Source organism: Tritonibacter mobilis (genome assembly GCF_001681715.1).
In the GTDB taxonomy this organism is placed as follows: Bacteria; Pseudomonadota; Alphaproteobacteria; order Rhodobacterales; family Rhodobacteraceae; genus Epibacterium; species Epibacterium mobile.
Genome location: NZ_LNWY01000016.1, coordinates 183,550 through 205,620 on the forward strand (window position 1 = coordinate 183,550; position 22,071 = coordinate 205,620).

Consider the following 22,071-nt stretch of genomic DNA (forward strand, 5'->3'; position numbering starts at 1 on the left):
TATTCTTAAACAGTATCCAGAAGCGACTGGAGACGAGCGAGGGGTCTTAGAGGAGACCTTCGCGCTGTGCTTTTTTGCGTGCCAGCTTGCGGGCACGGCGGATAGCTTCAGCTTTCTCGCGCGCTTTTTTCTCGGAGGGCTTCTCGAAATGTTGCTTGAGCTTCATTTCGCGGAAGACGCCTTCGCGCTGCAGCTTCTTCTTCAGGGCGCGGAGCGCCTGATCGACGTTGTTGTCGCGAACACTAACCTGCATGTGGTTTTCACCACCTTTCTAAGTTGAGTTGCAAGGATTTGCAGGAAGTGGCCGTATAGCAAGACAGTCCTAAATTGTCTAGTACTGGAGCCGCCGACACAAAGGAGCACGGGCATCATGGCAGAAAACCAAGGAAATTCCACCGGTCAGGGCGCGGATTTGCAGGCAAAGCTGCTGGATGCGGCGCTGATGCATGTGGCATTCGACGGCTGGACCAGGGCGACCTGGGATGCGGCTGTTGCTGATTCGGAGGTCGATCCCACCCTTGCCGAGGCGCTATTTCCGCGTCGTGCGCTGGATCTGGCGGTCGCCTATCACAAACGCGGTGATGCGCTGATGCTGGAACGGCTGAAGGATGCGGATCTGTCGAGTTTGCGGTTTCGTGACCGGGTTGCGGCTGCGGTGCGGTATCGTCTGGAAGCGGTTGGCGACAAAGAAGCAGTGCGTCGCGGCGCGACACTCTTTGCGCTGCCGCAAAACGCCGCTGAGGGCACCAAACTGATCTGGGGAACGGCGGATGCGATCTGGAATGCGCTTGGTGACACGTCAGAGGATGCAAACTGGTACACCAAACGAGCAACGCTTTCGGGGGTCTATTCCTCTACTGTGCTATTCTGGCTTGGCGATGACAGTCCCGAGCACCAAGCGACTTGGGATTTTCTGGATCGTCGCATCGACAATGTCATGCAGTTTGAGAGCCTTAAGGCCAGCGTAAATAAGAACCCATTGCTGAAGCCGCTGCTGGCAGGACCAAATTGGTTGTTGAGCCATGTTCGAGCCCCAAGCCAGCGGGATGATCTGCCCGGTCGCTGGCGATAGCCCCGCGTCGACGGTTGAGATATCCTGCGCCCGTCCATTCGCGGGGCGTTGCCAATGTGGCATGGCTTGGCCAGAGGCGTCGCGGGTGATACCTCTCGAACGGAGATGCAGGGGAGAGGACCGCACCGATGACTTTAGAACTTCCGCAAACCATGCGTGCCGTCGAGATCTCAGAGTTTGGCGCTCCAAACGTTCTGAAAATGGTGGAGCGGCCAGTCCCCGAAGCCGCGCATGGGCAGGTGGTGATCCGTGTTGCCTATGCCGGTGTCAATCGCCCCGATGCGCTGCAACGTGCCGGGGCTTATGCGCCGCCCAAAGGCGCAAGCGATTTGCCGGGGCTTGAGGCATCTGGCGAGATCGTCGCCATCGGTGCAGGCGTCGCGGGCCGGTCCATTGGAGATCAAGTGTGCGCGCTCCTGCCTGGCGGGGGATATGCAGAATATGTGGCCACTCCGGCTGCACATTGTCTGCCGCTCCCAGAAGGCGTGAGCCTGAAAGAAGCGGCCTGTCTGCCAGAGACCTGTTTTACTGTCTGGTCCAACGTGGTGACGCGTGGGGGACTTGCTGCTGGTGAGCGCTTTTTGGTGCATGGCGGATCATCGGGCATTGGAACCACGGCAATTCAGCTGGCCTCGGCCCTTGGCGCGCGGGTCTACGCCACCGCGGGGTCGGATGATAAATGTGCAGCTTGCGTTGGGTTGGGCGCCGATGTGGCGATCAACTATCGCGACGAAGATTTTGTCGAGATCATGAAAGCCGATGGAGGCGCGAACCTCATCCTCGATATGGTGGGCGGCGATTACATCCCCCGCAATATCAAAGCGCTGGCCGAGGACGGACGACTGGTTCACATCGCCTTTCTGCAAGGGCCGAAGGCAGAGCTCAACTTTGCCCAGATCATGGCGCGGCGATTGACGGTAACCGGTTCGACGCTACGCCCGCAAAGCGATTTGGCCAAGGCCCGCATTGCGCGTGATCTGCTTGAGGCAGTGTGGCCATTGATTGCTGCGGGCAAGCTACGCCCGGTGATGGATTCAACCTTCCCGCTGGCGGAGGCGGCCATTGCGCACGCCCGGATGGAGGGCTCCACCCACATCGGGAAGATCGTGCTTGAGGTGGCTGGCGACAGCTAAGCCCAGTCATTCAGCCCCGACCCAATCCGAGCGCCGCATGTCATTGCGCGGCGCTCACATCACCGCGCGGCGATACAGATGCCATGTTGCGTGTCCAAGCAGCGGCACCACGAAGATCAGGCCCGCAAACAGAGGCACTGAGCCGATCACCAACATCAGGCCCACTAAGGCACCCCACGCAAGGCAAACCACACGATTTTTGCGCATCACCTCAAGCGAGGTCGCCACGGCAATCGGAAGTCCGACATGGCGGTCGAGCAGGAGTGGGAAGGATACGATGCTGATGGCGAGCGCCGCATATGCAAAGGCGGCCCCAACCAGCGTGCCAACAATAATCATAGTCCAACCCGATGAAGTGTAGAACACATCGCGCACGAAGGCACTCAGCGTAGCAGGGCTCTCTGGTCCGAGCGTGGCGCCATAAATTGCTTCGGCAACCATGATCCAGATCACGAAGAGTGCCGCGAGATAGAAGGCGAGCATCAGGACCGACGCAAAAGCGGGGGATCGTATCACCGCGAAGGCTGACGCCCAGCCCATGGGTTGCCCTGCTTCGCGGCGGCGCGACATCTCATAGAGGCCAATGGCGGCGGCGGGGCCAACGAGTGCAAAGCCCATCACCATCGGAACCAGAAGCGGTAACACCTCAAGGTGAAACCCGCTGACGACCATCGCAAGGCCGATCAGCGGGTAGATGAACACCAGAAACATTGCGTCAGAGCGCGCGGCTTTGAAATCGTCCCAACCTGCCCGAAGGGCATGCGTAAGATCCGCCATGTCGAGGCTTCGAACACGTGGGCGACTGTGCGATGCGCCGCGGATCTCGTCGATTGCATCGGCGGTGCCATGACTGGCGGATTGCATCGATTGCAGAACCCAACTGGCTGGGTTGCCGATGGTTTTGGGGGCGGTGTCTGACATGGCTTGGCTCCTCCTGTGGCGCGCTGGGGCGTGCCGCGTGGACAGGCAGGATCTAAGCCGGGACCGGGCCAAGAAGGCGCGGACATGACGCGGCGGCTCTCGGTCGGTCCCGGTGGGAGGTTCCCACGATTGGGCCTGTGCGCGGCATGTCTGCGTTTCAGTGTAGCAGGATCGCTGCCGGGGCGGGATCAATTTCTGCTGAGGTCATCAGGTGCAGTCGTAGACTTCGCTCGGAAACGCGGTTGCTTGCTGCGTTGGCGATCAAATAGAATGGGTATGTCATATGCGCGTCATCGCGTTGTCATCAGCTGGTAGCCAAATCCAAGAAGAGTTGCGACGCAGGGCGAATTGAGCCATAAGACCAGCAAGAATGTTTGCGTTAACGGAAGATGCGGTCACGAACTGATGCCGTGCAAGTCCACGCAAATTCAAATTTAAGAATTGCCGTATTTAAAGGCGGCTGTCGAAGGATGGAGATCCCATGAAACGCACGCGCAATGTCAAAATCGTGGCCACGCTCGGTCCTGCGTCCGAGACCTACGAGACCATTCGCGCGCTGCATGAAGCGGGGGCGGATGTATTTCGCCTCAACATGTCGCACGGCAGCCACGAAGAAATCGCATCAAAGCACAAGATCATCCGTCAGGTTGAAGCTGATCTGGATTCCACCATCGCCATCCTTGCTGACTTGCAAGGGCCGAAACTGCGGGTTGGTGTCTTTACCAATGGGTCCGAAGAATTGGAAGAGGGTGCGAAGTTTCGCCTCGATCTTGATCCGGCTGAGGGAAATCTTGATCGTGTGTGCCTGCCACACCCCGAGATTTTTCAAGCGTTGGAGCCGGGGGCGTCGCTACTGGTCAATGACGGCAAAATCCGCCTGAAGGTCGAAGATTGTGGTGAAGATTTCGCCAATTGCGTGGTGACCACCGGTGGCACCATCTCCAATCGCAAGGGGGTGAATGTTCCTGACGTGATCCTGCCTCTGGCGGCGCTTTCGGAAAAAGACCGTGCCGATCTGGAATTTGTGTGTGAACTGGGTGTCGACTGGCTGGCGCTCTCTTTTGTGCAGCGCGCCAAGGATGTCTTTGAAGCACGCGCGCTGGCTGATGGGCGTGCCGCGATCCTGTCTAAAATCGAGAAACCCGCTGCGGTCGACAATTTTGCCGAAATCCTAGATGCCTCTGACGGGATCATGGTGGCACGTGGTGACCTTGGGGTGGAATTGCCAGTATCGCATGTGCCGCCAATTCAGAAACGTCTGGTGCGCAAGAGCCGGGCAGCGGCGAAGCCCGTCATTGTGGCGACTCAGATGCTGGAAAGCATGATCGAGAGCCCAATGCCGACCCGCGCCGAAGTTTCAGACGTGGCCACTGCAATCTATGAAGGCACAGACGCCATCATGCTCAGCGCAGAATCTGCGGCCGGCCAGTACCCGATCGAGGCGGTCCAGACCATGGATAAGGTCGCGACCGAAGTGGAGCAGGACCCGACATATCGCGACATCATCGCGGCGTCCCGGTCCTCTAAGGGGGACACGATTGCAGACGGGATTGTGGCCGCTGCACGCGAAATTGCTGAGAAAACAGAGATTAAGGCGATCTGTTGTTTTACTCAATCGGGCACCACTGCGCTGCTGACCGCGCGCGAACGCCCCTATGTGCCGATTCTGGCCCTGACACCGCTGGAGAAAACCGCGCGCCGTCTGTGTCTCAGCTGGGGCTGCAATTGCGTGATCACCCTCAAGGTGGACCGTTTCAAGGGGGCCGTGGTCTCGGCGGCGCGTGCTGCGCGTTCGGGCGGTTTTGCTTCTGAAACAGATCAGGTTGTGGTGACTGCGGGTGTGCCATTTAATGTGCCCGGAACCACCAATATTTTGCGAATTGCACCTTGTGATGAACGCCTGATTTACAACACCGATCCAGAATAATACGCTTTCCCCTGTGTATTTAAGGGGTAAGGCAAATATGGATACGGACCTGTTGCTGGTGGCTGGGCTGGTATTGGCTTGGCTTGGTGTGCCGGCGTTCTTTTCGGCCTATGCCCACCGCCGCAGCCTGGTAATGGCTGCGGCACTGCTTGTGCTCGGGGGGGGCTGCATTGCATGGGCGGTGCTCACCAACCCCGGAGGGTATAGCCTCGCTGAGGTGCCGGATGTATTTTTCCGGGTTCTGGGACGCTTTCTCTGATCAAAATCTCTTGCCCTTTATAACTAGCTGACGTAAAGGGCACCCCTGTTCGCGCGACCGGCCAATGTGGCATGCCGAGTCGCGTGTGTAGCGAACCTACGAATAAGGAGACGGAAATGCCCAAGATGAAGACAAAATCGAGCGCTAAGAAGCGCTTTAAAGTGACCGCGACCGGCAAGGTCATGGCTGGTCAGGCCGGCAAACGCCACGGCATGATCAAACGTCACAAGAAATTCATCCGTGATGCACGCGGAACCACCACCCTGTCCGCACCGGACGCAAAGATCGTCAAGGGCTTCATGCCCTACGACCGCTAAGAGGAGATCTGAGATATGTCCCGCGTTAAAGGTGGTACCGTCACTCACGCCCGTCACAAGAAGGTCATCAAGGCAGCCAAAGGTTACTACGGCCGTCGCAAGAGCACCTTCAAAGTTGCCCGTCAGGCCGTTGATAAGGCCAACCAATATGCAACTCGTGACCGTAAGAACCGCAAGCGCAATTTCCGCGCGCTGTGGATTCAGCGTATCAACGCTGCTGTCCGTAGCCATGACGAAGCGCTGACCTACTCCCGCTTCATCAACGGCCTGAACCTGGCCGGTATCGAAGTGGACCGTAAGGTTCTCGCAGACCTCGCCGTACACGAGCCCGAAGCTTTCGGTGCAATCGTGCGTCAGGCACAGGATGCGCTGGCCGCCTGAATTCAGGTGTAGCCGAACAAATTGGACCCGTCGGAGCGATCCGGCGGGTTTTTTTATGCCACGATTCACGAATGATCCTGCAGTCGACCGGTGCAATGGAACTGAGTGGCAGGTTGGTTGAGCGCAGGTCTATTCAGCCTGCGAGCGGCGTCGTTTGAAAAGGGAAAATACGGCGATTCCGCCAATCGGCCAGAGCGACCAGAGCGCGCCTTCCCAGCTGAACAGGTTCACCAGAAACAGGAAACCTGCGATCACGCAGAGTTTCACCGGGATGCCAAGGAACTCGGATCGACCCACAATGCGGTGGCCATCCCGAAGGCCGATCACCATCGCAAGCGCCAGCATCGGCCAATGAGCCCAGATACCGCGCCCCGATATAATATCTAACAGAAACAGTCCCGCCGCAACGACGGCGAGTTTCTTGCTGCCATCACTTAGGGGAAGGCGCCGCCCAAACAGCCGGTCTAAACCCTTAAGGGGGCGATCATCTGTGTCTTCGGGGGTATCCGGGAGCGCATAATCCCGTTTCGGCGCGCCAGAGAAAGGGTCGGGGTCTTCCCACACCTGCGCACTGCGGCCCGCATGATTGGTGCGGCTGGGACGTGGCGCACCAAGTGAGATGCGATAGACCGCGATATCCTCGGTCAGGTTGCGAGGGCGGCGGTCCCCCAGATATTCAAACCCGATGGTGAGCTTGTTTTTCACATGGTCATAGACCTGCTGCGAAATCAAAACCCCGCCGGGCTCTGCCATGGTTTGCAAACGGGCAGCGAGGTTCACACCTTCACCAATCAGATCGTCGCCATCGCAGATCACATCACCCAAATTGACGCCGATGCGAAAGGAAAGGGCGCTGTCCTTGGCAGCAAGCTCCTGCTGCACCTCTATGGCGCATTGCACCGCCTCGACGACGGAAGGGAAATCTGCGATCAGCCCATCACCCGCGGTATTTGCCACCCGGCCACCGTGCCGCTCGATCAGTTTGAAAAACACATCACGGGCCGACTGCAGCTCGGCATAGGTGCCGACCTCATCCGCCGTCATGGCCGTGCTGAACTGTTCAGCATCGGCTGCGAGGATCGTAGTCAACTTGCGTGTGATGCGATCATGCATGAAAGGCGCCCAAGTAAGTATGAGACCAAAGTGGGCCTTTGCGCCTGCGCATGCAAGGGGTTTGCGCATTCCTGGTGACAGGTGTTGGCATTAGCCGCGCCGCAAGAGCACGGGCGTGGATGGAGGGCGACAACATCCGTCTATGTGGCGGCTCATGACCCTCGGGTGCTTGCTTTCGACGCCTCGTGTGGTAGCAGGACAACAAAGCGAGACTTGAGGGGCCGTCATGGACGATCTTAAAGCAAAATACCTCGGCCAGATCGCCGAAGCCACGGATGAAAACGCGCTGGAGGCCGTGCGCCTCGCTGCGGTAGGCAAGAAGGGCGAAGTGGCCCTGAAAATGCGCGAGCTGGGCAAAATGACGCCCGAAGAACGTCAGGTGGCCGGCCCCGCGCTTAATGCGTTGAAGGATGAAATCAACTCGGCACTGGCCGCCAAGAAGGCAGCCTTGGGCGATGCCGCGCTGGATGAGCGTCTGCGCTCCGAGTGGCTTGATGCGACCTTGCCAACACGTCCGCGTCGGCAAGGGTCGATCCACCCCATTTCGCAGGCCTCAGAAGAGCTGACCGCGATCTTTGCCGAAATGGGATTCTCCGTTCAGGAAGGCCCCCGCGTCGATACCGATTGGTATAACTTTGACGCGCTGAATATCCCCGGCCATCACCCGGCCCGCGCCGAGATGGATACGTTTTACATGCACCGTGCCGAAGGCGACAATCGTCCGCCGCATGTGCTGCGCACGCATACCAGCCCTGTGCAGATCCGCTCCATGGAGAAGCTGGGCGCGCCGCTGCGCATCATCTGCCCCGGCGGTGTATATCGTGCGGATTACGACCAGACTCACACACCGATGTTCCATCAGGTCGAAGGGTTGGCGCTGGATGAGAACATCTCCATGGCGAACCTCAAATGGGTGCTTGAGGAGTTCGTGAAGAGCTTCTTCGAGGTGGACGAGGTGGAACTGCGTTTCCGCGCGTCGCACTTCCCCTTCACCGAGCCATCCGCAGAGGTCGACATCCGCTGTAGCTGGGACAATGGCCAGTTGAAAATCGGTGAAGGTGACGACTGGATGGAGATCCTCGGCTCCGGCATGGTGCACCCGAAGGTGATCGCTGCGGGCGGGATCGACCCCGAAAAGTATCAGGGCTTTGCCTTTGGGATCGGGATCGACCGGCTGGCGATGCTGAAATACGGCATCCCCGACCTGCGCGCCTTCTTTGAAAGCGACCTGCGCTGGCTGCGTCATTACGGGTTCAGCTGTCTGGACGTGCCGACACTTCATGGTGGCCTTAGCCGCTAAGTGTTTCTGATTGGCGAATATTTGGCGCGGTACATCGACTGGTGTGCCGCGCTTTTTTTGACCTAGCGTTCGCCGGCGTATGACTTGTCAAAAAAGGCCGCCCCGAACAGGGCGGCCTTTTTGTATTCTTCAGATCACTTCGGATCAGACCCAGGGGCGTTCCTGTGCCACGCGCTCCTCGTAGGACTTGATCGCATCCGCTTTCTCAAGCGTCAGGCCAATATCGTCGAGACCGTTAAGCAGGCAGTGCTTGCGGAAGGGGTCAACGTCAAACTTGATGACTTCGCCCTCCGAGGTTGTGATCTCCTGCGCCTCGAGATCCACGGTCATGCGGGCATTTTCGCCCTTTTCCGCGTCTGACATCAGCAGGTCGACCTGTTCCTGAGGCAGGACAATCGGCAGCATGCCGTTCTTGAAGCAGTTGTTGAAGAAGATATCGGCAAAGGACGTTGAGACCACCACTTTGATGCCGAAATCCGCCAGCGCCCAAGGCGCATGCTCACGCGAGGAGCCACAGCCGAAATTGTCGCCTGCCACCAGAATGGAGCTCTCGCGATAGGCGGGCTTGTTCAGCACGAAGTCAGGCACTTCGTTGCCTTCGCGATCAAAGCGCATCTCGTCAAAGGCGTGCACGCCAAGGCCGGAGCGTTTGATGGTTTTCAGGAACTGCTTTGGGATGATCATATCGGTGTCGATATTGACCAGCGGCATTGGCGCCGCGATCCCGGTGAAGGTTTCGAACTTTTCCATGGGTGTCTTCCTTCAGAGCTCGCGAACGTCGGTCAGTTTGCCGGTGACAGCAGCAGCAGCGGCCATGGCGGGCGACACCAGGTGCGTGCGTCCCTTAAAGCCCTGACGGCCTTCAAAGTTACGGTTGGAGGTGGAGGCGCAGCGCTCGCCTTCGCTCAGCTGGTCGGGGTTCATCGCCAGACACATGGAGCAGCCGGCCAGTCGCCATTCAAAGCCTGCGTCCTTGAAGATATCAGCAAGGCCCTCTTCTTCGGCCTGAGCCCGCACGAGGCCGGAACCCGGAACCACCATGGCGCGCATGCCGTCCTTGATCTTCTTGCCTTTGACGATCTCAGCGGCAGCGCGGAGGTCCTCAATCCGACCATTGGTGCAGGAGCCGATGAAGACGGTGTCGATCTCGATGTCCGAGAGCTTCATGCCCGGCGTCAGCCCCATGTAATCCAGCGAACGGCGCGCGGCTTCGACCTTGCCACCAGTGAAGTCCTCTGGTGCGGGGACGGTTGCGGTGATCGGCAGAGCGTCCTCCGGGCTGGTGCCCCATGTGACGGTCGGGGCAATGTCCTCGCCACGGATCGTGACGACCTTGTCCCAATGGGCGTCGTCGTCGGAGTAGAGCGTCTTCCACCAGTTCACGGCTGCTTCCCACTGTGCGCCTTTCGGGGCGTGCGGGCGGCCTTTGACGTACTCAAAGGTGGTCTCATCCGGTGCGATCAGGCCTGCGCGTGCGCCGCCCTCGATGGCCATGTTACAGATGGTCATCCGACCTTCCATCGACAGATTGCGGATCGCTTCACCGCAATACTCAATGACGTAGCCAGTGCCGCCACCGGTGCCGGTTTCGCCAATGATCGTAAGAACCACGTCTTTTGCAGTGACACCGGGCGAGAGCTTGCCGGTAATCTCCACCTTCATGTTTTTGGATTTCTTCTGGATCAGCGTCTGCGTTGCCAGAACGTGTTCCACCTCGGAGGTGCCGATACCATGGGCAAGCGAGCCGAACGCGCCGTGGGTCGCGGTGTGGCTGTCGCCGCACACCACGGTCATGCCGGGCAGGGTCCAGCCGTTTTCAGGGCCGACGATGTGCACGATGCCCTGACGGATGTCAGTGACCGGGTAGTAATGTACGCCGAACTCGCGGGCGTTGGTGTCCAGTGCGGCAACCTGAATACGGCTGTCTTCCGGCATCTGATCTGGGTTTTCGCGTCCCGCTGTGGTGGGGACGTTGTGATCTGGAACCGCGATGGTCTTGTCCGGGGCATGCACTTTGCGGCCGGACATGCGCAGGCCTTCAAACGCCTGCGGGCTGGTCACTTCGTGAACCAGATGGCGGTCGATATAAAGCAGACAGGTGCCGTCTTCGGCCTCTTGCGCGACATGCGCGTCCCAGATCTTGTCGTAGAGTGTTTTGGGGGACATCGGTCCTCTCCCGTATGTGGGTAAATGTGCTGGCGTAACTGGTCTGGCGGCGCAGCTTATAGGCGCGCAAGAACCGTGCGGGCGGCACCAAAGAACCGCTCACGCAGTCGCGCGCGGTCCTGAAGGGCAATAGTCTGAGCCAATACGTGAGTCATGCCTTGTGGAATATATCCACACCTTCCGACAATCAAGATTCGTTCTCGGGCTTGTGAGCACTCAAGTTCCGGAGTTCCCCTTGCCTCAGGCCCACCGTGCGGGACATGCTGGAGCGAAGGAGGACCGGAATGGAGCAAGACATTCTGCCCGAGGCGGTGCAGGGCACATTGCAATATCTGATCACGCAGGCGCAAATCTATTGGGATATGGCGCTAACCCCCGGTTGGCGCCAGTATCAGGTGCTGATCGTCATTGCGTTGGTGCTGGCCTCCATCGTGATGCGCAAGGTCACGCATGGACGTTGGGAAGCATGGGCAAGATCGCGTGAGGGTTGGCCCAAATGGCGTCTGCGTTTGCTGGTGCAAGTGCTCAGGCGGTTGTCGCTGATCTACTTTACGGTGTTCTCTTGGGCCGTTTACGCGATCATGCGCGAGGTCACATGGCCGTCCCGCAGTTACCTGATCGGAGCGGTGGCAAAGCTCGCGGCAGCGTGGCTGGTGATCGCACTGATCTCGCGGTTCATCGCCAATCCGACATTGCGAAAACTCGCATCATGGCTTTTGTGGATCTACGCGACACTGGCGGTGTTCAATCTGGTGGACGATACCGCTCAGATCCTCGATTCCATCGCATTGAATTTCGGTTCTCTGCATCTGTCGCTGTTGGTCGTGCTAAAAGCCGTGGTGCTGGCAACGGCAATGCTGACGCTGGCGCGGATGGGCTCCGGGCTTGCGGAACGTGGCCTGAAGGGGAACGAGGATCTCTCCCCATCTATGAAAGTGCTGGCAGGCAAGGCCGTTCAGGTTCTGCTCTATGGGGTTGCCTTTGTGATCGTCATTCGGTCGGTCGGCTTTGATCTCACAGGGCTGGCTGTTCTATCTGGTGCCGTCGGCGTTGGGATCGGTTTTGGCCTGCAAAAGGTGGTCTCCAACCTTGTGTCGGGCATTATCATTTTGATGGACCGATCTATCAAACCGGGCGATGTGATCTCCCTTGGCGAGACCTTTGGTTGGATCAATGCTCTGGGCGCGCGTTATGTGTCTGTGGTGACACGGGACGGCAAGGAATATCTGATCCCGAACGAGGACCTGATCACCTCGCAGGTGGTGAACTGGTCGCATTCCAACCGGTTTGTGCGGCTCGATATAAACTTCGGCACCAGCTATGACGATGACCCGCACTTGGTGCGTAAGGTGGCGATTGCGGCGACTATGACCGTCGACCGGGTGCTGGAGCGCGAAGGCATGAAACCCGTGTGCCATATCGTCGGGTTTGGTGACAGCAGCGTCGATTACATTCTGCGGTTCTGGATCACCGATCCGACAGGGGGCCTTACTAACATTCGCGGTAACGTCTTTCTGGCGCTTTGGGATGCATTCAAGGCTGAGGGGATCTCAATCCCGTTCCCGCAGCGGGAACTGCGCGTATTAAACGAAAAACTGGCGGTTCAGATGGCGGATGATCGCAGCGGTCCTGAGGGCGCTGATGGCACGGTGACACAGTCGCGCGGCGGTGCTTGAAGCTTGATTGAAAAGGGGCCGCTCAGTTGCTACATTTAACAGGACCCCAGCGCCGGGGGTCCGTCGGCGCGCAGCAAGGAGGACAATGTCCTGGCACCCCAACCTCAGGCGGCAGTTGCCGCCCCGTCCGGAGCAGCCGTGATGGCCGCTTCTGCACCTCAATTCTCCAGCGAGGATCTGCTGGAGCGCATTCTTTCCTCTCTCGATGAAGACAAGGCCGAGGACGTCACGCGGATTGACCTGCGCGGCAAGACCTCCATCGGCGACTATATGGTCGTGGCGTCGGGTCGTTCGACCCGTCAGGTCGCGGCGATGTCCGAGAAACTCACTGAGAAGCTGAAGCATGAATTCGGCGTCTCCTGTAAGGTCGAAGGTAAGGACGCAGGTGACTGGGTTCTGATCGATACCGGTGATGTGATCGTGCATATCTTCCGTCCCGAAGTGCGCGAGTTCTACCAGATCGAAAAGATGTGGCTGCCCGCAGGCGCAGTCGCCAGCTAAGACGGTTGTAATCGAGACCCGTTGCGGGTCGGGCGCTGCCTGACCCGAAGTGGTCTTGTTCATTCCCGGCATGGCAAGCGTGCTCTCAGCAATGACACATGCGACCGCCGCGCGCTCTCTTTTGATATCAGGAATCCCTCATGCGCGTGCATATCTGCGCGGTCGGGCGGTTGCGCGCCGGGCCGGAAAAGACATTGATCGATGACTATTTGCAGCGATTTGATCGCAGCGGTCGGGCACTCGGTCTTGGCCCGGCCAAGGTGATCGAGGTCGAAGACAAGAAAAACGCTGGTATGGGCGCGGAGGCGGATCTGTTGCGCAAGGCGCTGCCCAAGGGAGCCTTGATCTGCACGCTGGATGAACGTGGTAAGGTAATCTCTTCGCCGGATTTTGCGGATCGGCTTGCGGGGTGGCGCGATATGGGGCGACAGGATCTGGCGCTGATTATCGGCGGAGCAGACGGGATTGACCCCTCACTGCGGGCCGAGGCGGATTTTTCGATTTCATTTGGGAAAATGGTCTGGCCGCATATGATGGTGCGCCTGATGCTGGCAGAGCAGATCTATCGGGCCGCGACCATCCTGTCCGGCAGCCCTTATCACCGGGTCTGAAGGGCGTCAGGGCAGGTCGATCACTGTGGTATCCTGCGCCCAGCCGTCGACACTGCACCGCGCCTGTATTTGCACTTTCCCGATCCCCTCTGGCACCTGAACGCCACTGAGCGAACGTGTGAAGGGCTGTTCATTCACATGCGGATGCGCCAATACGCGCAGACCGAGTTCGTTGCCCTCCATATCCAGAACTCGCCATCCGTCGGCATAGTGATCCCAGCCCGTGTCCGGGTGGGATAGCGTGACGGAAAAGCTCCAGCTGTCGCCACGTTTCACTGCGGTCGCGTTTTCGACAACGGGATCAGCCGCAAGGGCCATCTGTGGTGCGACGAGGAACAGCAGCGATATGAGGACATGTTTCAACATGCGCTCAGGCTAGCCAATTCCCGGGGGGAGTGCGGTCACATTTTGGTGGGGGCGGTGATTTTGGGTTCTGATTGCATCAGGATGCGGCGGGACCGTGAGATGAACTCGCGACGATAAAGCACCGCAAGGGTGATCACGGTGGCGAGGATGAGCGCCTCGGCGCCCACCAGCCACGCCAGCCCGGCAAGCGAGAAATAGGTGGCCCGCAGGCCGCGATTGAAACTGCGTGCCGCCGTGATGTTGATTTCAGCGGCTTGTTGCGCCCGCGGATAGGCGCGGGGGTCGCTGGGCTCATTCGGGACCGCAGCCATCAGAACCGAGCAGTAACCAAACAGCCGGTGCGACCAGACAAAGGCAAGAAACGCGTTGGTGAGCGCGGCCAACACCAACAGGATCTTGATCTCCCAGACAAAATCCGGGGTTTGCCCCAGTGCCAGATCCTGCGCCACGCCAGCGAGTTGTTCTGTGTTGCCGATCAGTGCCAGCCCGGCGCCAAGCGCCAGCATGGTGGCCGATGCAAAAAAGGCGGTGGCCTGCCGCAATGAGGAAATCACCTGCGAATCAAAGATGCGTGGAGACCGGGTCACCATCTCTTTCATCCATTCGCGCCGGAAATCCGCCATCAGAAGCGAGACTGAGGGCCGTGATTTGCTGGGGTTCTCAATGCGCCAGCCGATCCATGCCCAGCCCAGTATATAACAGGCCAGGCTTATGAAATCCCCCGCAGAAAACAGTGACAGTCGCTCGATCCAGATCATGGCCCGACCCTAGCTCAGTCAGTTCGCCCTTGCCAGTAGAGATGAATTGGTAATATTATTTTACCAAAGAGGAGAGCCCGCATGGAGATGCCCACCCCCAATGCCGCCATCCTGGCCCGAAAGGCCGAGTTGCTGAAACGATTGCAGCAGGTGCTGCCCGATGATGCGCTGATCTCGGATGAGGCGGAGACGCGCGCCTATGAGTGTGATGCGCTGACGGCCTACAAATGCCCGCCGATGCTGGCTGTTTTGCCACGCTCGACCCAAGAGGTGTCGGATGTTCTGCGGATCTGTCTCGACATGAATGTGCCGGTGGTGCCGCGCGGGGCAGGGACGTCTCTCGCCGGTGGGGCACTGCCAACCGCCGATTGTGTGATCCTTGGTGTGGCACGAATGAACGAGGTTCTCGAAACCGATTACGCCAATCGCATCATCCGGGTGCAGACCGGACGCACAAACCTTTCGGTCTCTGGCGCGGTGGAAGAAGAGGATTTCTTCTATGCGCCTGATCCATCCTCGCAGTTGGCTTGTGCGATCGCGGGCAATATCGCCATGAATTCTGGCGGGGCGCATTGTCTTAAGTACGGTGTGACCACCAACAACCTCCTTGGGGTGACGATGGTGATGATGGATGGCACCGTGGTCGAGATTGGTGGCGCGCATCTGGACGCAGGTGGGCTGGATCTGCTGGGGGTGATCTGTGGCAGCGAGGGCCAGTTGGGCGTGGTGACTGAGGCAACCTTGCGTATCCTGCGCAAACCCGAAGGCGCGCGCCCCGTGCTCATCGCCTTTGACAGCAACGAGGTGGCGGGCGCTTGTGTGTCGGACATCATTAAGGCCGGCGTTTTGCCGGTTGCGATCGAGTTCATGGACCGCCCCTGTATCGAGGCCTGCGAAGCTTTTGCCAAAGCAGGGTATCCGATGTGCGAGGCGCTGCTCATCATCGAGGTCGAGGGGGCGGAGGCGGAAATCGCGCATCAGTTGGGGCTGATCGTGGAGATCGCGCAACAGCATAACCCGGTGGAACTGCGCGAAGCGGACGATGCTGATGAGGCCGCGCGGATCTGGCTGGGGCGAAAATCGGCCTTTGGGGCCATGGGGCAAATCAACGACTACATGTGTCTGGACGGAACTATCCCGGTGTCTGCCCTGCCGCAGGTCTTGCGCCGTATCGAGGAAATGAGCGCAGAATTTGGCCTGAAAGTTGCGAACGTCTTTCATGCGGGGGATGGCAATATGCATCCGCTCATCCTGTTTGACGCCAACAAACCCGGCGATTTGGAACGGTGCGAGGCCTTTGGGGCCGAAATTCTGAAGCTGTGTGTCGAGGTGGGAGGCTGCCTGACTGGAGAGCACGGTGTGGGAATCGAGAAACGCGATCTGATGCTGCACCAGTATGAGGCTGCGGACATCGAGGCGCAGTTGCGTGTGAAGGATGTGTTTGATCCGAAGTGGCTGCTCAACCCGGCGAAGGTTTTTCCGCTGTCAAGCACAGAGAACCGCCGCACCGTTTGTCTTGCCGCAGAGTGACACGCCATGGGGGCTTTGCCCCCAGACCCCCAAGGATATTTGGAAGAAGATGAAATGATGACACCGCAAAGTGAGGCTGAACTGGCCGACATCATTGCCGGGGCAAACGGGCCTCTTTGCATCGAGGGCGGCGGTACACGGGGTATTGAGGTGCCCGGTGAGCGGCTGAGTACAGGTGGTCTGTCGGGCGTGACCCTTTATGAGCCAGGGGCGCTGACGCTGGTGGTACAGGCGGGCACGCCGGTGGCCGAGATCGAGGCGCTGCTGGCGACGGAAAACCAGCGTCTGGCGTTCGAGCCCGTGGATTTCCGGAGCTCGCTGGGGACTGAAGGAGAGCCGACAATCGGTGGCGTTGTTGCCACCAATGCCTCCGGGCCGCGGCGCATTCAGGGGGGCGCGGCGCGGGACTTTCTGCTTGGCGTGCGGTTTGTCGATGGGCGCGGCGAGGTGCTGCGCAATGGTGGCCGGGTGATGAAAAATGTCACCGGCTATGATCTGGTCAAGCTGATGGCGGGATCACATGGCACGCTTGGGGTTTTGACGGAGGTCGCTCTCAAGGTGCTGCCACGTTCTGAGACCGAGGCCACTCTGGCGGTTGAAGAGATTGATCTTGCCGCCGGGATTGCCTGTTTATCGGCGGCTCTGGGCTCGCCGTTTGATGTGACCGGGGCCGCATATGACCCGGATGCGCAACGGGCCTATGTGCGGCTTGAGGGGTTTGAGGCTTCTGTGGCCTATCGCGCCAAGGCATTGCGAGAGCAACTTGGGCGCTATGGTGCGGTGACAGAGGTGTCTGGCTCAGGTGAGCTGTGGCGCGGTCTTCGCGATCTGCATGATTTTGCGGGGCTGGAGGGCGACATCTGGCGGGTGTCTGTCAAACCGACGGACGCGGTTGAGTTGATCCCGACATTGGGGGCAACGAGATGTCTCTGTGATTGGGGCGGTGGTCTGGTCTGGGCCTTGATGCCCGAAGGCGTGGACTTGCGGCAGCGCATGACGGTGCCCGGTCATGCAACATTGATCCGATCCGGCGCGGGCACATCGGTGCCGCGCCACCATCCGGAGCCTGCCTCGCTGGCGGCAATTTCCGCGGGATTGCGTCGGCAATTTGATCCGCGACACATTTTGAATGCAGGATTGATGGGGTAGCGATGGATGTGATCTTTATCTTTGTGGCGGGCGTTCCTGTCTTTGTGGTGCTGTCGGTGATCCCGGCGGCGCGACTGGGCCTCGCCGCCAGCCTCATCGTCGGGGCCGGGATCATTGCCTATAGCTTTGGTCTGGCGCCGATCACGGGCAGCGATCCGGCGGGGAACGCGATGTCCAATGGCTACCGGGGGATATTGCATATCTCGGCAGCCGGTGGGGCAGGGGTTGCCGCGCTCTATCATCTGACCCGCATATATATCCCGAGCTTTCCTGAGCCCGCGCTCAATATCCTCCGGTACATTGTGTTCCTACTGCTGAGCTTGCCCGGTGGGATGATGGGAGCTTGGATCGTGGCAGAGGCGTTGGTGTAGGACGATGCAGACCAGTTTTACCGATGAACAACTTCAGAACCCCGGAACGCAACGCGCGAATGAGATCCTGCGTACTTGCGTGCATTGCGGTTTCTGCACCGCCACCTGTCCGACCTATCAGGTGCTGGGCGATGAGCTCGACAGCCCGCGCGGGCGGATCTACCTGATCAAGGACATGCTGGAAAACGAGCGCGTTCCGGATGAGAAAACCGTCAAACATATCGACCGCTGCCTGTCTTGTCTGGCCTGCATGACCACTTGCCCGTCTGCTGTGCATTACATGCATCTGGTGGATCATGCGCGCGCCTATATCGACAAGCACTACAAACGGCCCTTTGGCGACCGCGCACTGCGCTGGATCCTGGCGCGTGTGTTGCCCTATCCAACCCGTTTCCGGCTAGCGCTTCTTGGAGCAAAGATTGCGCGTCCCTTCCGGGGATTGATGCCGGATGCGAGGCTGCGGGCGATGCTGGAGATGGCACCCAAAGTGATCCCTCCGGTGAGCCGAAATGACGACCCGCAAAGCTTTGCGCCGGAAGCTACGCAGGTAAAGCGCGTCGCGTTGATGACGGGGTGTGCGCAAAAGGCGCTGAACACCGATATCAATGACGCCACCATTCGCCTGCTGCGGCGTTTGGGTTGCGAGGTCGTTGTGGCCGAAGGCGCAGGCTGCTGCGGTGCGCTTACGCACCACATGGGACGCGAGGATGAGAGCCACGGGGCGGCGGCAAAGAATATCCGCGCCTGGATGGCCGAGAAAAATGGCAAAGGTCTGGACGCGATTGTCATCAACACATCCGGCTGCGGCACCACCGTCAAGGACTACGGTCACATGTTCCGCAACGATGCCTTGGCGGAGGATGCGGCAACGGTCTCTGGCCTTGCGATGGATGTCTCTGAATTGCTGATTCAGCTTGATCTGCCTGAGGGCGCGGACAAGGGGCTGACCATCGCCTATCATGCCGCCTGTTCCTTGCAGCACGGACAACAGATCAAGACCCACCCGAAGACCTTGCTGAAACGTGCCGGGTTCAAAGTGGTGGAGCCAGCGGACAGCCATTTGTGTTGCGGCTCTGCCGGGACTTATAATCTGTTGCAGCCGGAAATTTCGGCGCAACTGAAAGCGCGAAAACTACGCACGCTTGAGGCAAAGAATCCGGATATTATTGCGGCTGGCAACATTGGGTGCATGATGCAGATCGGGTCTGGCACCAACATCCCTATCGTGCATACGGTTGAGCTGTTGGACTGGGCAACCGGGGGACCCAAACCGCCTGCGCTGGAAGCGAAATGCAGCCGATCCGATGTTCCCATCTTGCGTTGAACCTGCGCAAACGGCATCACCAAGGGATGCGCGGAATCGCCCACGCGCGCCCAATTTTTGCCCGAAGCATTGGCTAGACTGCCGCATGAGGGATGTGGAGAGTGTCTGTGCTGCCGATGAAGCGTTTGATTTTGAGCGGGGTGTTTTGCGCCTTGTCTGCTGCCGCGATGGCGGGCACGACCCTGAGCGGGGAGAATACCCGGCTCAAGAGCTTGGAGACCACCGACGCCGGGCGCGATTGGGAGGCGGTTGGGCGTCTGGATCGTAAGGGCGAGGGGTTTTGCACAGGTGCGTTGATTGCGCCCGACATTGTTTTGACGGCCGCGCATTGCCTTTATGATCGTGACACGATGGAGCAGATCGACCCGACCTCCATCGAGTTTCTGGCGGGGTGGCGCAATGGGCGTGCCTCGGCCTATCGCGCGGTAAAACGTGCGGTGCTGCATCCATCTTATGTTTATGATGGCACGTTGTCGGCAAAACGGGTGCGCAACGACATTGCGTTGCTGCAATTGCAACGCCCCATTCGCAATACCACCGTCACACCGTTTGAAACGGACGCCCGCCCGCGTAAGGGCGCACGGGTCGGTGTGGTGTCCTACGCGCAGGATCGGTCCGAGGCCCCGTCGCTGCAGGAAGTCTGCATGGTAATCGCCCGTCAGGATGGCGTGCTGGTGATGTCCTGCGATGTGGATTTCGGCGCGTCCGGCGCACCGGTGTTTTCCTTCGAGGGGGAGCGTCCCCGGATTGTTTCCGTGGTTTCCGCCAAGGCGCGGGTGGAGGGATCTGCAGTTTCGCTTGGCGCATCACTGGCGGATGAGCTGGCGCTACTGGAGGCACAACTGACAGGTGCCCATGTCGGGAGCCGTATGCCGCAAGGTGTTGGCCGGGTGCAGGTCGGCGAGCCGCGGCGCAATGATCTCGGCGCAAAATTCATCTCCAATTGAGCATGAACCTCTTGAAACTGCGATGACCCTTCATAAATCGAAGGGTGTTCAGGGCGCCAATGATTGGGCTCTGAGAAAGAACCGCCCGTCCCGTGTTGGGAGGGCTTCATAGCAGTTATCGCTCAAAAATGAGGATGAACCATGCGTACGTTTGATTTTGCTCCGCTTCACCGCGCAACGGTTGGATTCGACCAGATTGCAGACCTGATGGATCGGGTCATGAGTTCTGATATCCAGCAGCCCAGCTACCCCCCTTACAACATCGAGAAGACCTCAGAAGATGCCTATCGCATCTCGATCGCCGTCGCCGGGTTTTCCGAAGACGAGCTGAACGTCGAGGTGAAGGAACACGCCTTGGTCGTGTCGGCGCGCAAAACCGAAGAGGCTGGCGAGCGCACCTATCTGCATCGCGGTATTGCCACCCGCGCGTTTGAGCGCCGCTTTACGCTGGCAGATCACGTGCGGGTCGAAGGTGCAAGCCACGCCGACGGTATGCTCCATATCGATCTGGTGCGCGAAGTTCCCGAAGCGTTGAAACCGCGCCGGATTGAAATCGCATCCGCCGCAGGATCGAAGCCCAAGGAAATCGCGGGCTCGACCGTGAACTGATCCCTCCCCGGGATGCATCCGCATCCTGTTTGCAGCGCCCCCGGTCTTACGGCTGGGGGCGATTTTATTTGTGGATTTGCGCATCCCTACCAATCGGTAGGTTGCCGGCCAAGTGATCACCTGCGCTAATGGCGCAATGACATTACGTGATGCGCCATCCAATACCCGCACCCAACTCATTGAAAGCGCGTGCCGCCTGTTTGCGGCGCATGGCTATGCCGGGGCTTCGATCTCAAGCATCGCCAAAGAGCTGGGCCTGAGCAAGCAGGCGCTGTTGCACCATTTTGGCAGCAAAAACGCGCTCTATTCATTGGCGGTCGAGCAGGCGGCGGCAGCGGTGCTGCAATTGCTGTTTGATGCCATGGAAGATGATCATCCGCCCGAAGATCAGTTGGCGGCTTTCTTTGCATCCTATCAGCGGCTCTTGAGCGTAAAGCCCGCCGCCGGGCAGCTCGTGTTGCGTGAACTGCTGGATAATGCGCTGACCACGCAGGAGGGGGGCGCATTTGCCACCTTGCTGGAAAGCCTGGTCGCAACAGTGCAGGCAACCGAGCGCTGGCAGGGTGCGGGTGCTGCCGGGGCGCTGGCAGTCGTGACGCAGCTGTTGGGGGCTGCGTCACTCATGTCATCGGCAGAGAGCTCGCTGAGCGCAAAATTTGGCAGTGCTACTGTGACGAAAGCTCAATCGCACACGGCAGAAATTTCTGCAGAACTGGTCTCAGGCATTTTGCGCGGGTGATGTTGGGCGGGCGCGGGCCTCCCGGTTCAACAGATAGATGCTGGCCACAAGGATTAGCATGGTGCCGAGCCACATATTCCCATCGGGCATAAATCCAAAGACCAGTGCGCCAAGACCGACGTTGAACACCAGTTTCAGGTGGTCAAAGGGCTGCAAAAACGCCGCATCCGCAAGCGTATAGGCACGCACCAACGTGTGCTGCGCCAATGCGGTCAAAAGCCCGGCCCCGATCACCAACCAAAGCGTGGTTTGTGGCAGGGCAAAGCCGGTGCTGACCGTGAGCAACGCATTGGCTGGGCTCAGCAATAGCAGTAGGTAAATGGTGACGGTCTCGGTGTTGTCGCGGCGCGTGAGCTGTTTGGTCACTACGGAACTTGCTGCCCAGAAGGCAGCAGCAGCCACCGGGAGCAGTGCCGCCAGTTGAAACCGGTCCGACCACGGCGCAAGGATCACCATGCCACCGATAATGCCCACGACAACTGCGCCCCAGCGATGCAGGGAGACCTCTTCGCGCAGGAACAGCCCCGCCCCGATGGTGACAAAGAAGGGCGACAACAGGATCAGCGCAATCGCCTGCCAGATCGGCACATGGGCAAGCCCCAGCGTCCAGAGCTGTACGCCGCCCACGGCCAGCGCGACACGCAGCACATGGGAGAGGATCTGTCGGGTCGACAGCACAGCCGACCGGTTGCGCCAGATCCATGGAATATAAAACAAAAGCGCGATCAGATACTGCCAGAAGGTCACCGTCGGAGCAAAAGCCCCGTGAAGCATGGTGGCCGATTGCAGTGCGGTGTTGACCAGCGCGAAACAGGCTCCGGCGATGACCATGAGGCCAGCCGCCTTGAGCGGGGTGGGGCGCGTTTGAGCCATCTGCGTGTCGTCCTTTCCTCGGTACGCA

At 59.3% G+C, this 22,071-nt stretch carries 25 protein-coding genes; 17 read left to right on the top strand and 8 right to left on the bottom strand.

The genetic code is table 11. The features are described 5' to 3' along the window. Positions 1–46 precede the first annotated feature (46 nt). Positions 47–253 (bottom strand): 30S ribosomal protein S21, encoded by a 207-nt coding sequence (gene rpsU, locus UB90_RS16410; protein WP_005614280.1) that lies wholly within the window; start codon positions 251–253, stop codon positions 47–49. Positions 254–370: 117 nt separating this feature from the next. Between rpsU and UB90_RS16415 the strand changes: the two genes are divergently transcribed. Together UB90_RS16415 and UB90_RS16420 are read left to right on the top strand one after the other, a co-directional pair. Further along, positions 371–1,072, top strand: a complete 702-nt coding sequence (locus tag UB90_RS16415) for a COQ9 family protein (protein ID WP_065324186.1) — start codon at positions 371–373, stop codon at positions 1,070–1,072. 128 nt (positions 1,073–1,200) lie between these two features. Continuing rightward, a complete protein-coding gene (locus UB90_RS16420; protein WP_065324187.1) occupies positions 1,201–2,205 on the top strand; it encodes an NAD(P)H-quinone oxidoreductase in 1,005 nt (334 codons plus the stop codon). Between the two features lie 54 nt (positions 2,206–2,259). Here the strand turns inward: UB90_RS16420 and UB90_RS16425 are convergent, their stop codons facing one another. Next, positions 2,260–3,126, bottom strand: coding sequence for a DUF2189 domain-containing protein (locus tag UB90_RS16425; RefSeq protein WP_065324188.1), 867 nt, complete (start codon positions 3,124–3,126; stop codon positions 2,260–2,262). A gap of 481 nt (positions 3,127–3,607) precedes the next feature. On the opposite strand from UB90_RS16425, the gene pyk reads away from it, so the two are divergent. From pyk to rplT, 4 genes are all read left to right on the top strand, one after another. After that, entirely contained in the window at positions 3,608–5,053 is a 1,446-nt protein-coding gene (gene pyk / locus UB90_RS16430) for a pyruvate kinase (RefSeq protein WP_065324189.1), read from the top strand. 37 nt (positions 5,054–5,090) lie between these two features. Then, positions 5,091–5,312, top strand: coding sequence for a hypothetical protein (locus UB90_RS16435; RefSeq protein ID WP_065324190.1), 222 nt, complete (start codon positions 5,091–5,093; stop codon positions 5,310–5,312). Positions 5,313–5,428: 116 nt separating this feature from the next. Continuing rightward, complete coding sequence (rpmI, locus tag UB90_RS16440; protein WP_009178285.1) at positions 5,429–5,629, top strand: 50S ribosomal protein L35; 201 nt, start codon at positions 5,429–5,431, stop codon at positions 5,627–5,629. A gap of 15 nt (positions 5,630–5,644) precedes the next feature. Beyond that, positions 5,645–6,010 carry a 50S ribosomal protein L20 gene (gene rplT / locus UB90_RS16445; protein WP_005614262.1) on the top strand — a complete coding sequence of 122 codons (366 nt, stop codon included), beginning with the start codon at positions 5,645–5,647 and terminating at the stop codon, positions 6,008–6,010. Positions 6,011–6,139: 129 nt separating this feature from the next. Here rplT and UB90_RS16450 read toward each other — a convergent pair whose 3' ends face one another. Further along, on the bottom strand, positions 6,140–7,123 hold the full coding sequence (locus UB90_RS16450; protein ID WP_065324191.1) for an adenylate/guanylate cyclase domain-containing protein: 984 nt from the start codon (positions 7,121–7,123) through the stop codon (positions 6,140–6,142). 226 nt (positions 7,124–7,349) lie between these two features. Here UB90_RS16450 and pheS point away from each other — a divergent pair, with 226 nt between their 5' ends. Next, on the top strand, positions 7,350–8,423 hold the full coding sequence (pheS, locus tag UB90_RS16455; protein ID WP_065324192.1) for a phenylalanine--tRNA ligase subunit alpha: 1,074 nt from the start codon (positions 7,350–7,352) through the stop codon (positions 8,421–8,423). A 144-nt stretch (positions 8,424–8,567) separates the two neighbouring features. Here pheS and leuD read toward each other — a convergent pair whose 3' ends face one another. Together leuD and leuC are read right to left on the bottom strand one after the other, a co-directional pair. Continuing rightward, complete coding sequence (gene leuD, locus UB90_RS16460; protein WP_065324193.1) at positions 8,568–9,173, bottom strand: 3-isopropylmalate dehydratase small subunit; 606 nt, start codon at positions 9,171–9,173, stop codon at positions 8,568–8,570. Positions 9,174–9,185: 12 nt separating this feature from the next. After that, a complete protein-coding gene (leuC, locus tag UB90_RS16465; RefSeq protein ID WP_005614254.1) occupies positions 9,186–10,589 on the bottom strand; it encodes a 3-isopropylmalate dehydratase large subunit in 1,404 nt (467 codons plus the stop codon). 284 nt (positions 10,590–10,873) lie between these two features. On the opposite strand from leuC, the gene UB90_RS16470 reads away from it, so the two are divergent. From UB90_RS16470 to rlmH, 3 genes are all read left to right on the top strand, one after another. Further along, entirely contained in the window at positions 10,874–12,265 is a 1,392-nt protein-coding gene (locus tag UB90_RS16470; protein ID WP_065324194.1) for a mechanosensitive ion channel family protein, read from the top strand. Between the two features lie 141 nt (positions 12,266–12,406). Then, complete coding sequence (gene rsfS, locus UB90_RS16475) at positions 12,407–12,766, top strand: ribosome silencing factor (protein ID WP_009178230.1); 360 nt, start codon at positions 12,407–12,409, stop codon at positions 12,764–12,766. Between the two features lie 140 nt (positions 12,767–12,906). Then, positions 12,907–13,377: a 23S rRNA (pseudouridine(1915)-N(3))-methyltransferase RlmH gene (gene rlmH / locus UB90_RS16480; RefSeq protein WP_065324195.1), complete on the top strand. Its 471-nt coding sequence runs from the start codon at positions 12,907–12,909 to the stop codon at positions 13,375–13,377. Between the two features lie 6 nt (positions 13,378–13,383). Here the strand turns inward: rlmH and UB90_RS16485 are convergent, their stop codons facing one another. After that, positions 13,384–13,743 carry a hypothetical protein gene (locus UB90_RS16485; RefSeq protein WP_065324196.1) on the bottom strand — a complete coding sequence of 120 codons (360 nt, stop codon included), beginning with the start codon at positions 13,741–13,743 and terminating at the stop codon, positions 13,384–13,386. Between the two features lie 35 nt (positions 13,744–13,778). Beyond that, positions 13,779–14,501: a DUF599 domain-containing protein gene (locus UB90_RS16490; RefSeq protein ID WP_065324197.1), complete on the bottom strand. Its 723-nt coding sequence runs from the start codon at positions 14,499–14,501 to the stop codon at positions 13,779–13,781. 81 nt (positions 14,502–14,582) lie between these two features. Between UB90_RS16490 and UB90_RS16495 the strand changes: the two genes are divergently transcribed. From UB90_RS16495 to UB90_RS16525, 7 genes are all read left to right on the top strand, one after another. Beyond that, complete coding sequence (locus tag UB90_RS16495) at positions 14,583–16,031, top strand: FAD-linked oxidase C-terminal domain-containing protein (RefSeq protein WP_065324198.1); 1,449 nt, start codon at positions 14,583–14,585, stop codon at positions 16,029–16,031. Between the two features lie 57 nt (positions 16,032–16,088). Then, entirely contained in the window at positions 16,089–17,180 is a 1,092-nt protein-coding gene (locus tag UB90_RS16500) for an FAD-binding protein (protein WP_204161348.1), read from the top strand. Between the two features lie 2 nt (positions 17,181–17,182). Further along, the gene (locus UB90_RS16505) at positions 17,183–17,551 is read left to right on the top strand and encodes a hypothetical protein (protein WP_065324199.1); all 369 of its coding nucleotides are present in this window, start codon (positions 17,183–17,185) and stop codon (positions 17,549–17,551) included. 4 nt (positions 17,552–17,555) lie between these two features. Beyond that, positions 17,556–18,875 (top strand): glycolate oxidase subunit GlcF, encoded by a 1,320-nt coding sequence (glcF, locus tag UB90_RS16510; RefSeq protein ID WP_065324200.1) that lies wholly within the window; start codon positions 17,556–17,558, stop codon positions 18,873–18,875. Positions 18,876–18,967: 92 nt separating this feature from the next. Beyond that, on the top strand, positions 18,968–19,822 hold the full coding sequence (locus UB90_RS16515; RefSeq protein ID WP_193600241.1) for a trypsin-like serine peptidase: 855 nt from the start codon (positions 18,968–18,970) through the stop codon (positions 19,820–19,822). Positions 19,823–19,963: 141 nt separating this feature from the next. After that, positions 19,964–20,431 (top strand): Hsp20 family protein, encoded by a 468-nt coding sequence (locus UB90_RS16520; RefSeq protein ID WP_005622228.1) that lies wholly within the window; start codon positions 19,964–19,966, stop codon positions 20,429–20,431. 136 nt (positions 20,432–20,567) lie between these two features. After that, positions 20,568–21,170: a TetR/AcrR family transcriptional regulator gene (locus UB90_RS16525; RefSeq protein ID WP_065324201.1), complete on the top strand. Its 603-nt coding sequence runs from the start codon at positions 20,568–20,570 to the stop codon at positions 21,168–21,170. Here the strand turns inward: UB90_RS16525 and UB90_RS16530 are convergent. Then, a complete protein-coding gene (locus tag UB90_RS16530; RefSeq protein WP_065324202.1) occupies positions 21,150–22,043 on the bottom strand; it encodes a DMT family transporter in 894 nt (297 codons plus the stop codon). The genes UB90_RS16525 and UB90_RS16530 overlap by 21 nt on opposite strands. Positions 22,044–22,071: the final 28 nt, after the last annotated feature.

Bases quoted from the DNA above. Each gene is read 5' to 3' on its own strand.
- rpsU (WP_005614280.1), bottom strand. From the start codon at position 253: ATGCAGGTTAGTGTTCGCGACAACAACGTCGATCAGGCGCTCCGCGCC.
- UB90_RS16415 (WP_065324186.1), top strand. From the start codon at position 371: ATGGCAGAAAACCAAGGAAATTCCACCGGTCAGGGCGCGGATTTGCAG.
- UB90_RS16420 (WP_065324187.1), top strand. From the start codon at position 1,201: ATGACTTTAGAACTTCCGCAAACCATGCGTGCCGTCGAGATCTCAGAG.
- UB90_RS16425 (WP_065324188.1), bottom strand. From the start codon at position 3,126: ATGTCAGACACCGCCCCCAAAACCATCGGCAACCCAGCCAGTTGGGTT.
- pyk (WP_065324189.1), top strand. From the start codon at position 3,608: ATGAAACGCACGCGCAATGTCAAAATCGTGGCCACGCTCGGTCCTGCG.
- UB90_RS16435 (WP_065324190.1), top strand. From the start codon at position 5,091: ATGGATACGGACCTGTTGCTGGTGGCTGGGCTGGTATTGGCTTGGCTT.
- rpmI (WP_009178285.1), top strand. From the start codon at position 5,429: ATGCCCAAGATGAAGACAAAATCGAGCGCTAAGAAGCGCTTTAAAGTG.
- rplT (WP_005614262.1), top strand. From the start codon at position 5,645: ATGTCCCGCGTTAAAGGTGGTACCGTCACTCACGCCCGTCACAAGAAG.
- UB90_RS16450 (WP_065324191.1), bottom strand. From the start codon at position 7,123: ATGCATGATCGCATCACACGCAAGTTGACTACGATCCTCGCAGCCGAT.
- pheS (WP_065324192.1), top strand. From the start codon at position 7,350: ATGGACGATCTTAAAGCAAAATACCTCGGCCAGATCGCCGAAGCCACG.
- leuD (WP_065324193.1), bottom strand. From the start codon at position 9,173: ATGGAAAAGTTCGAAACCTTCACCGGGATCGCGGCGCCAATGCCGCTG.
- leuC (WP_005614254.1), bottom strand. From the start codon at position 10,589: ATGTCCCCCAAAACACTCTACGACAAGATCTGGGACGCGCATGTCGCG.
- UB90_RS16470 (WP_065324194.1), top strand. From the start codon at position 10,874: ATGGAGCAAGACATTCTGCCCGAGGCGGTGCAGGGCACATTGCAATAT.
- rsfS (WP_009178230.1), top strand. From the start codon at position 12,407: ATGGCCGCTTCTGCACCTCAATTCTCCAGCGAGGATCTGCTGGAGCGC.
- rlmH (WP_065324195.1), top strand. From the start codon at position 12,907: ATGCGCGTGCATATCTGCGCGGTCGGGCGGTTGCGCGCCGGGCCGGAA.
- UB90_RS16485 (WP_065324196.1), bottom strand. From the start codon at position 13,743: ATGTTGAAACATGTCCTCATATCGCTGCTGTTCCTCGTCGCACCACAG.
- UB90_RS16490 (WP_065324197.1), bottom strand. From the start codon at position 14,501: ATGATCTGGATCGAGCGACTGTCACTGTTTTCTGCGGGGGATTTCATA.
- UB90_RS16495 (WP_065324198.1), top strand. From the start codon at position 14,583: ATGGAGATGCCCACCCCCAATGCCGCCATCCTGGCCCGAAAGGCCGAG.
- UB90_RS16500 (WP_204161348.1), top strand. From the start codon at position 16,089: ATGACACCGCAAAGTGAGGCTGAACTGGCCGACATCATTGCCGGGGCA.
- UB90_RS16505 (WP_065324199.1), top strand. From the start codon at position 17,183: ATGGATGTGATCTTTATCTTTGTGGCGGGCGTTCCTGTCTTTGTGGTG.
- glcF (WP_065324200.1), top strand. From the start codon at position 17,556: ATGCAGACCAGTTTTACCGATGAACAACTTCAGAACCCCGGAACGCAA.
- UB90_RS16515 (WP_193600241.1), top strand. From the start codon at position 18,968: ATGTGGAGAGTGTCTGTGCTGCCGATGAAGCGTTTGATTTTGAGCGGG.
- UB90_RS16520 (WP_005622228.1), top strand. From the start codon at position 19,964: ATGCGTACGTTTGATTTTGCTCCGCTTCACCGCGCAACGGTTGGATTC.
- UB90_RS16525 (WP_065324201.1), top strand. From the start codon at position 20,568: ATGACATTACGTGATGCGCCATCCAATACCCGCACCCAACTCATTGAA.
- UB90_RS16530 (WP_065324202.1), bottom strand. From the start codon at position 22,043: ATGGCTCAAACGCGCCCCACCCCGCTCAAGGCGGCTGGCCTCATGGTC.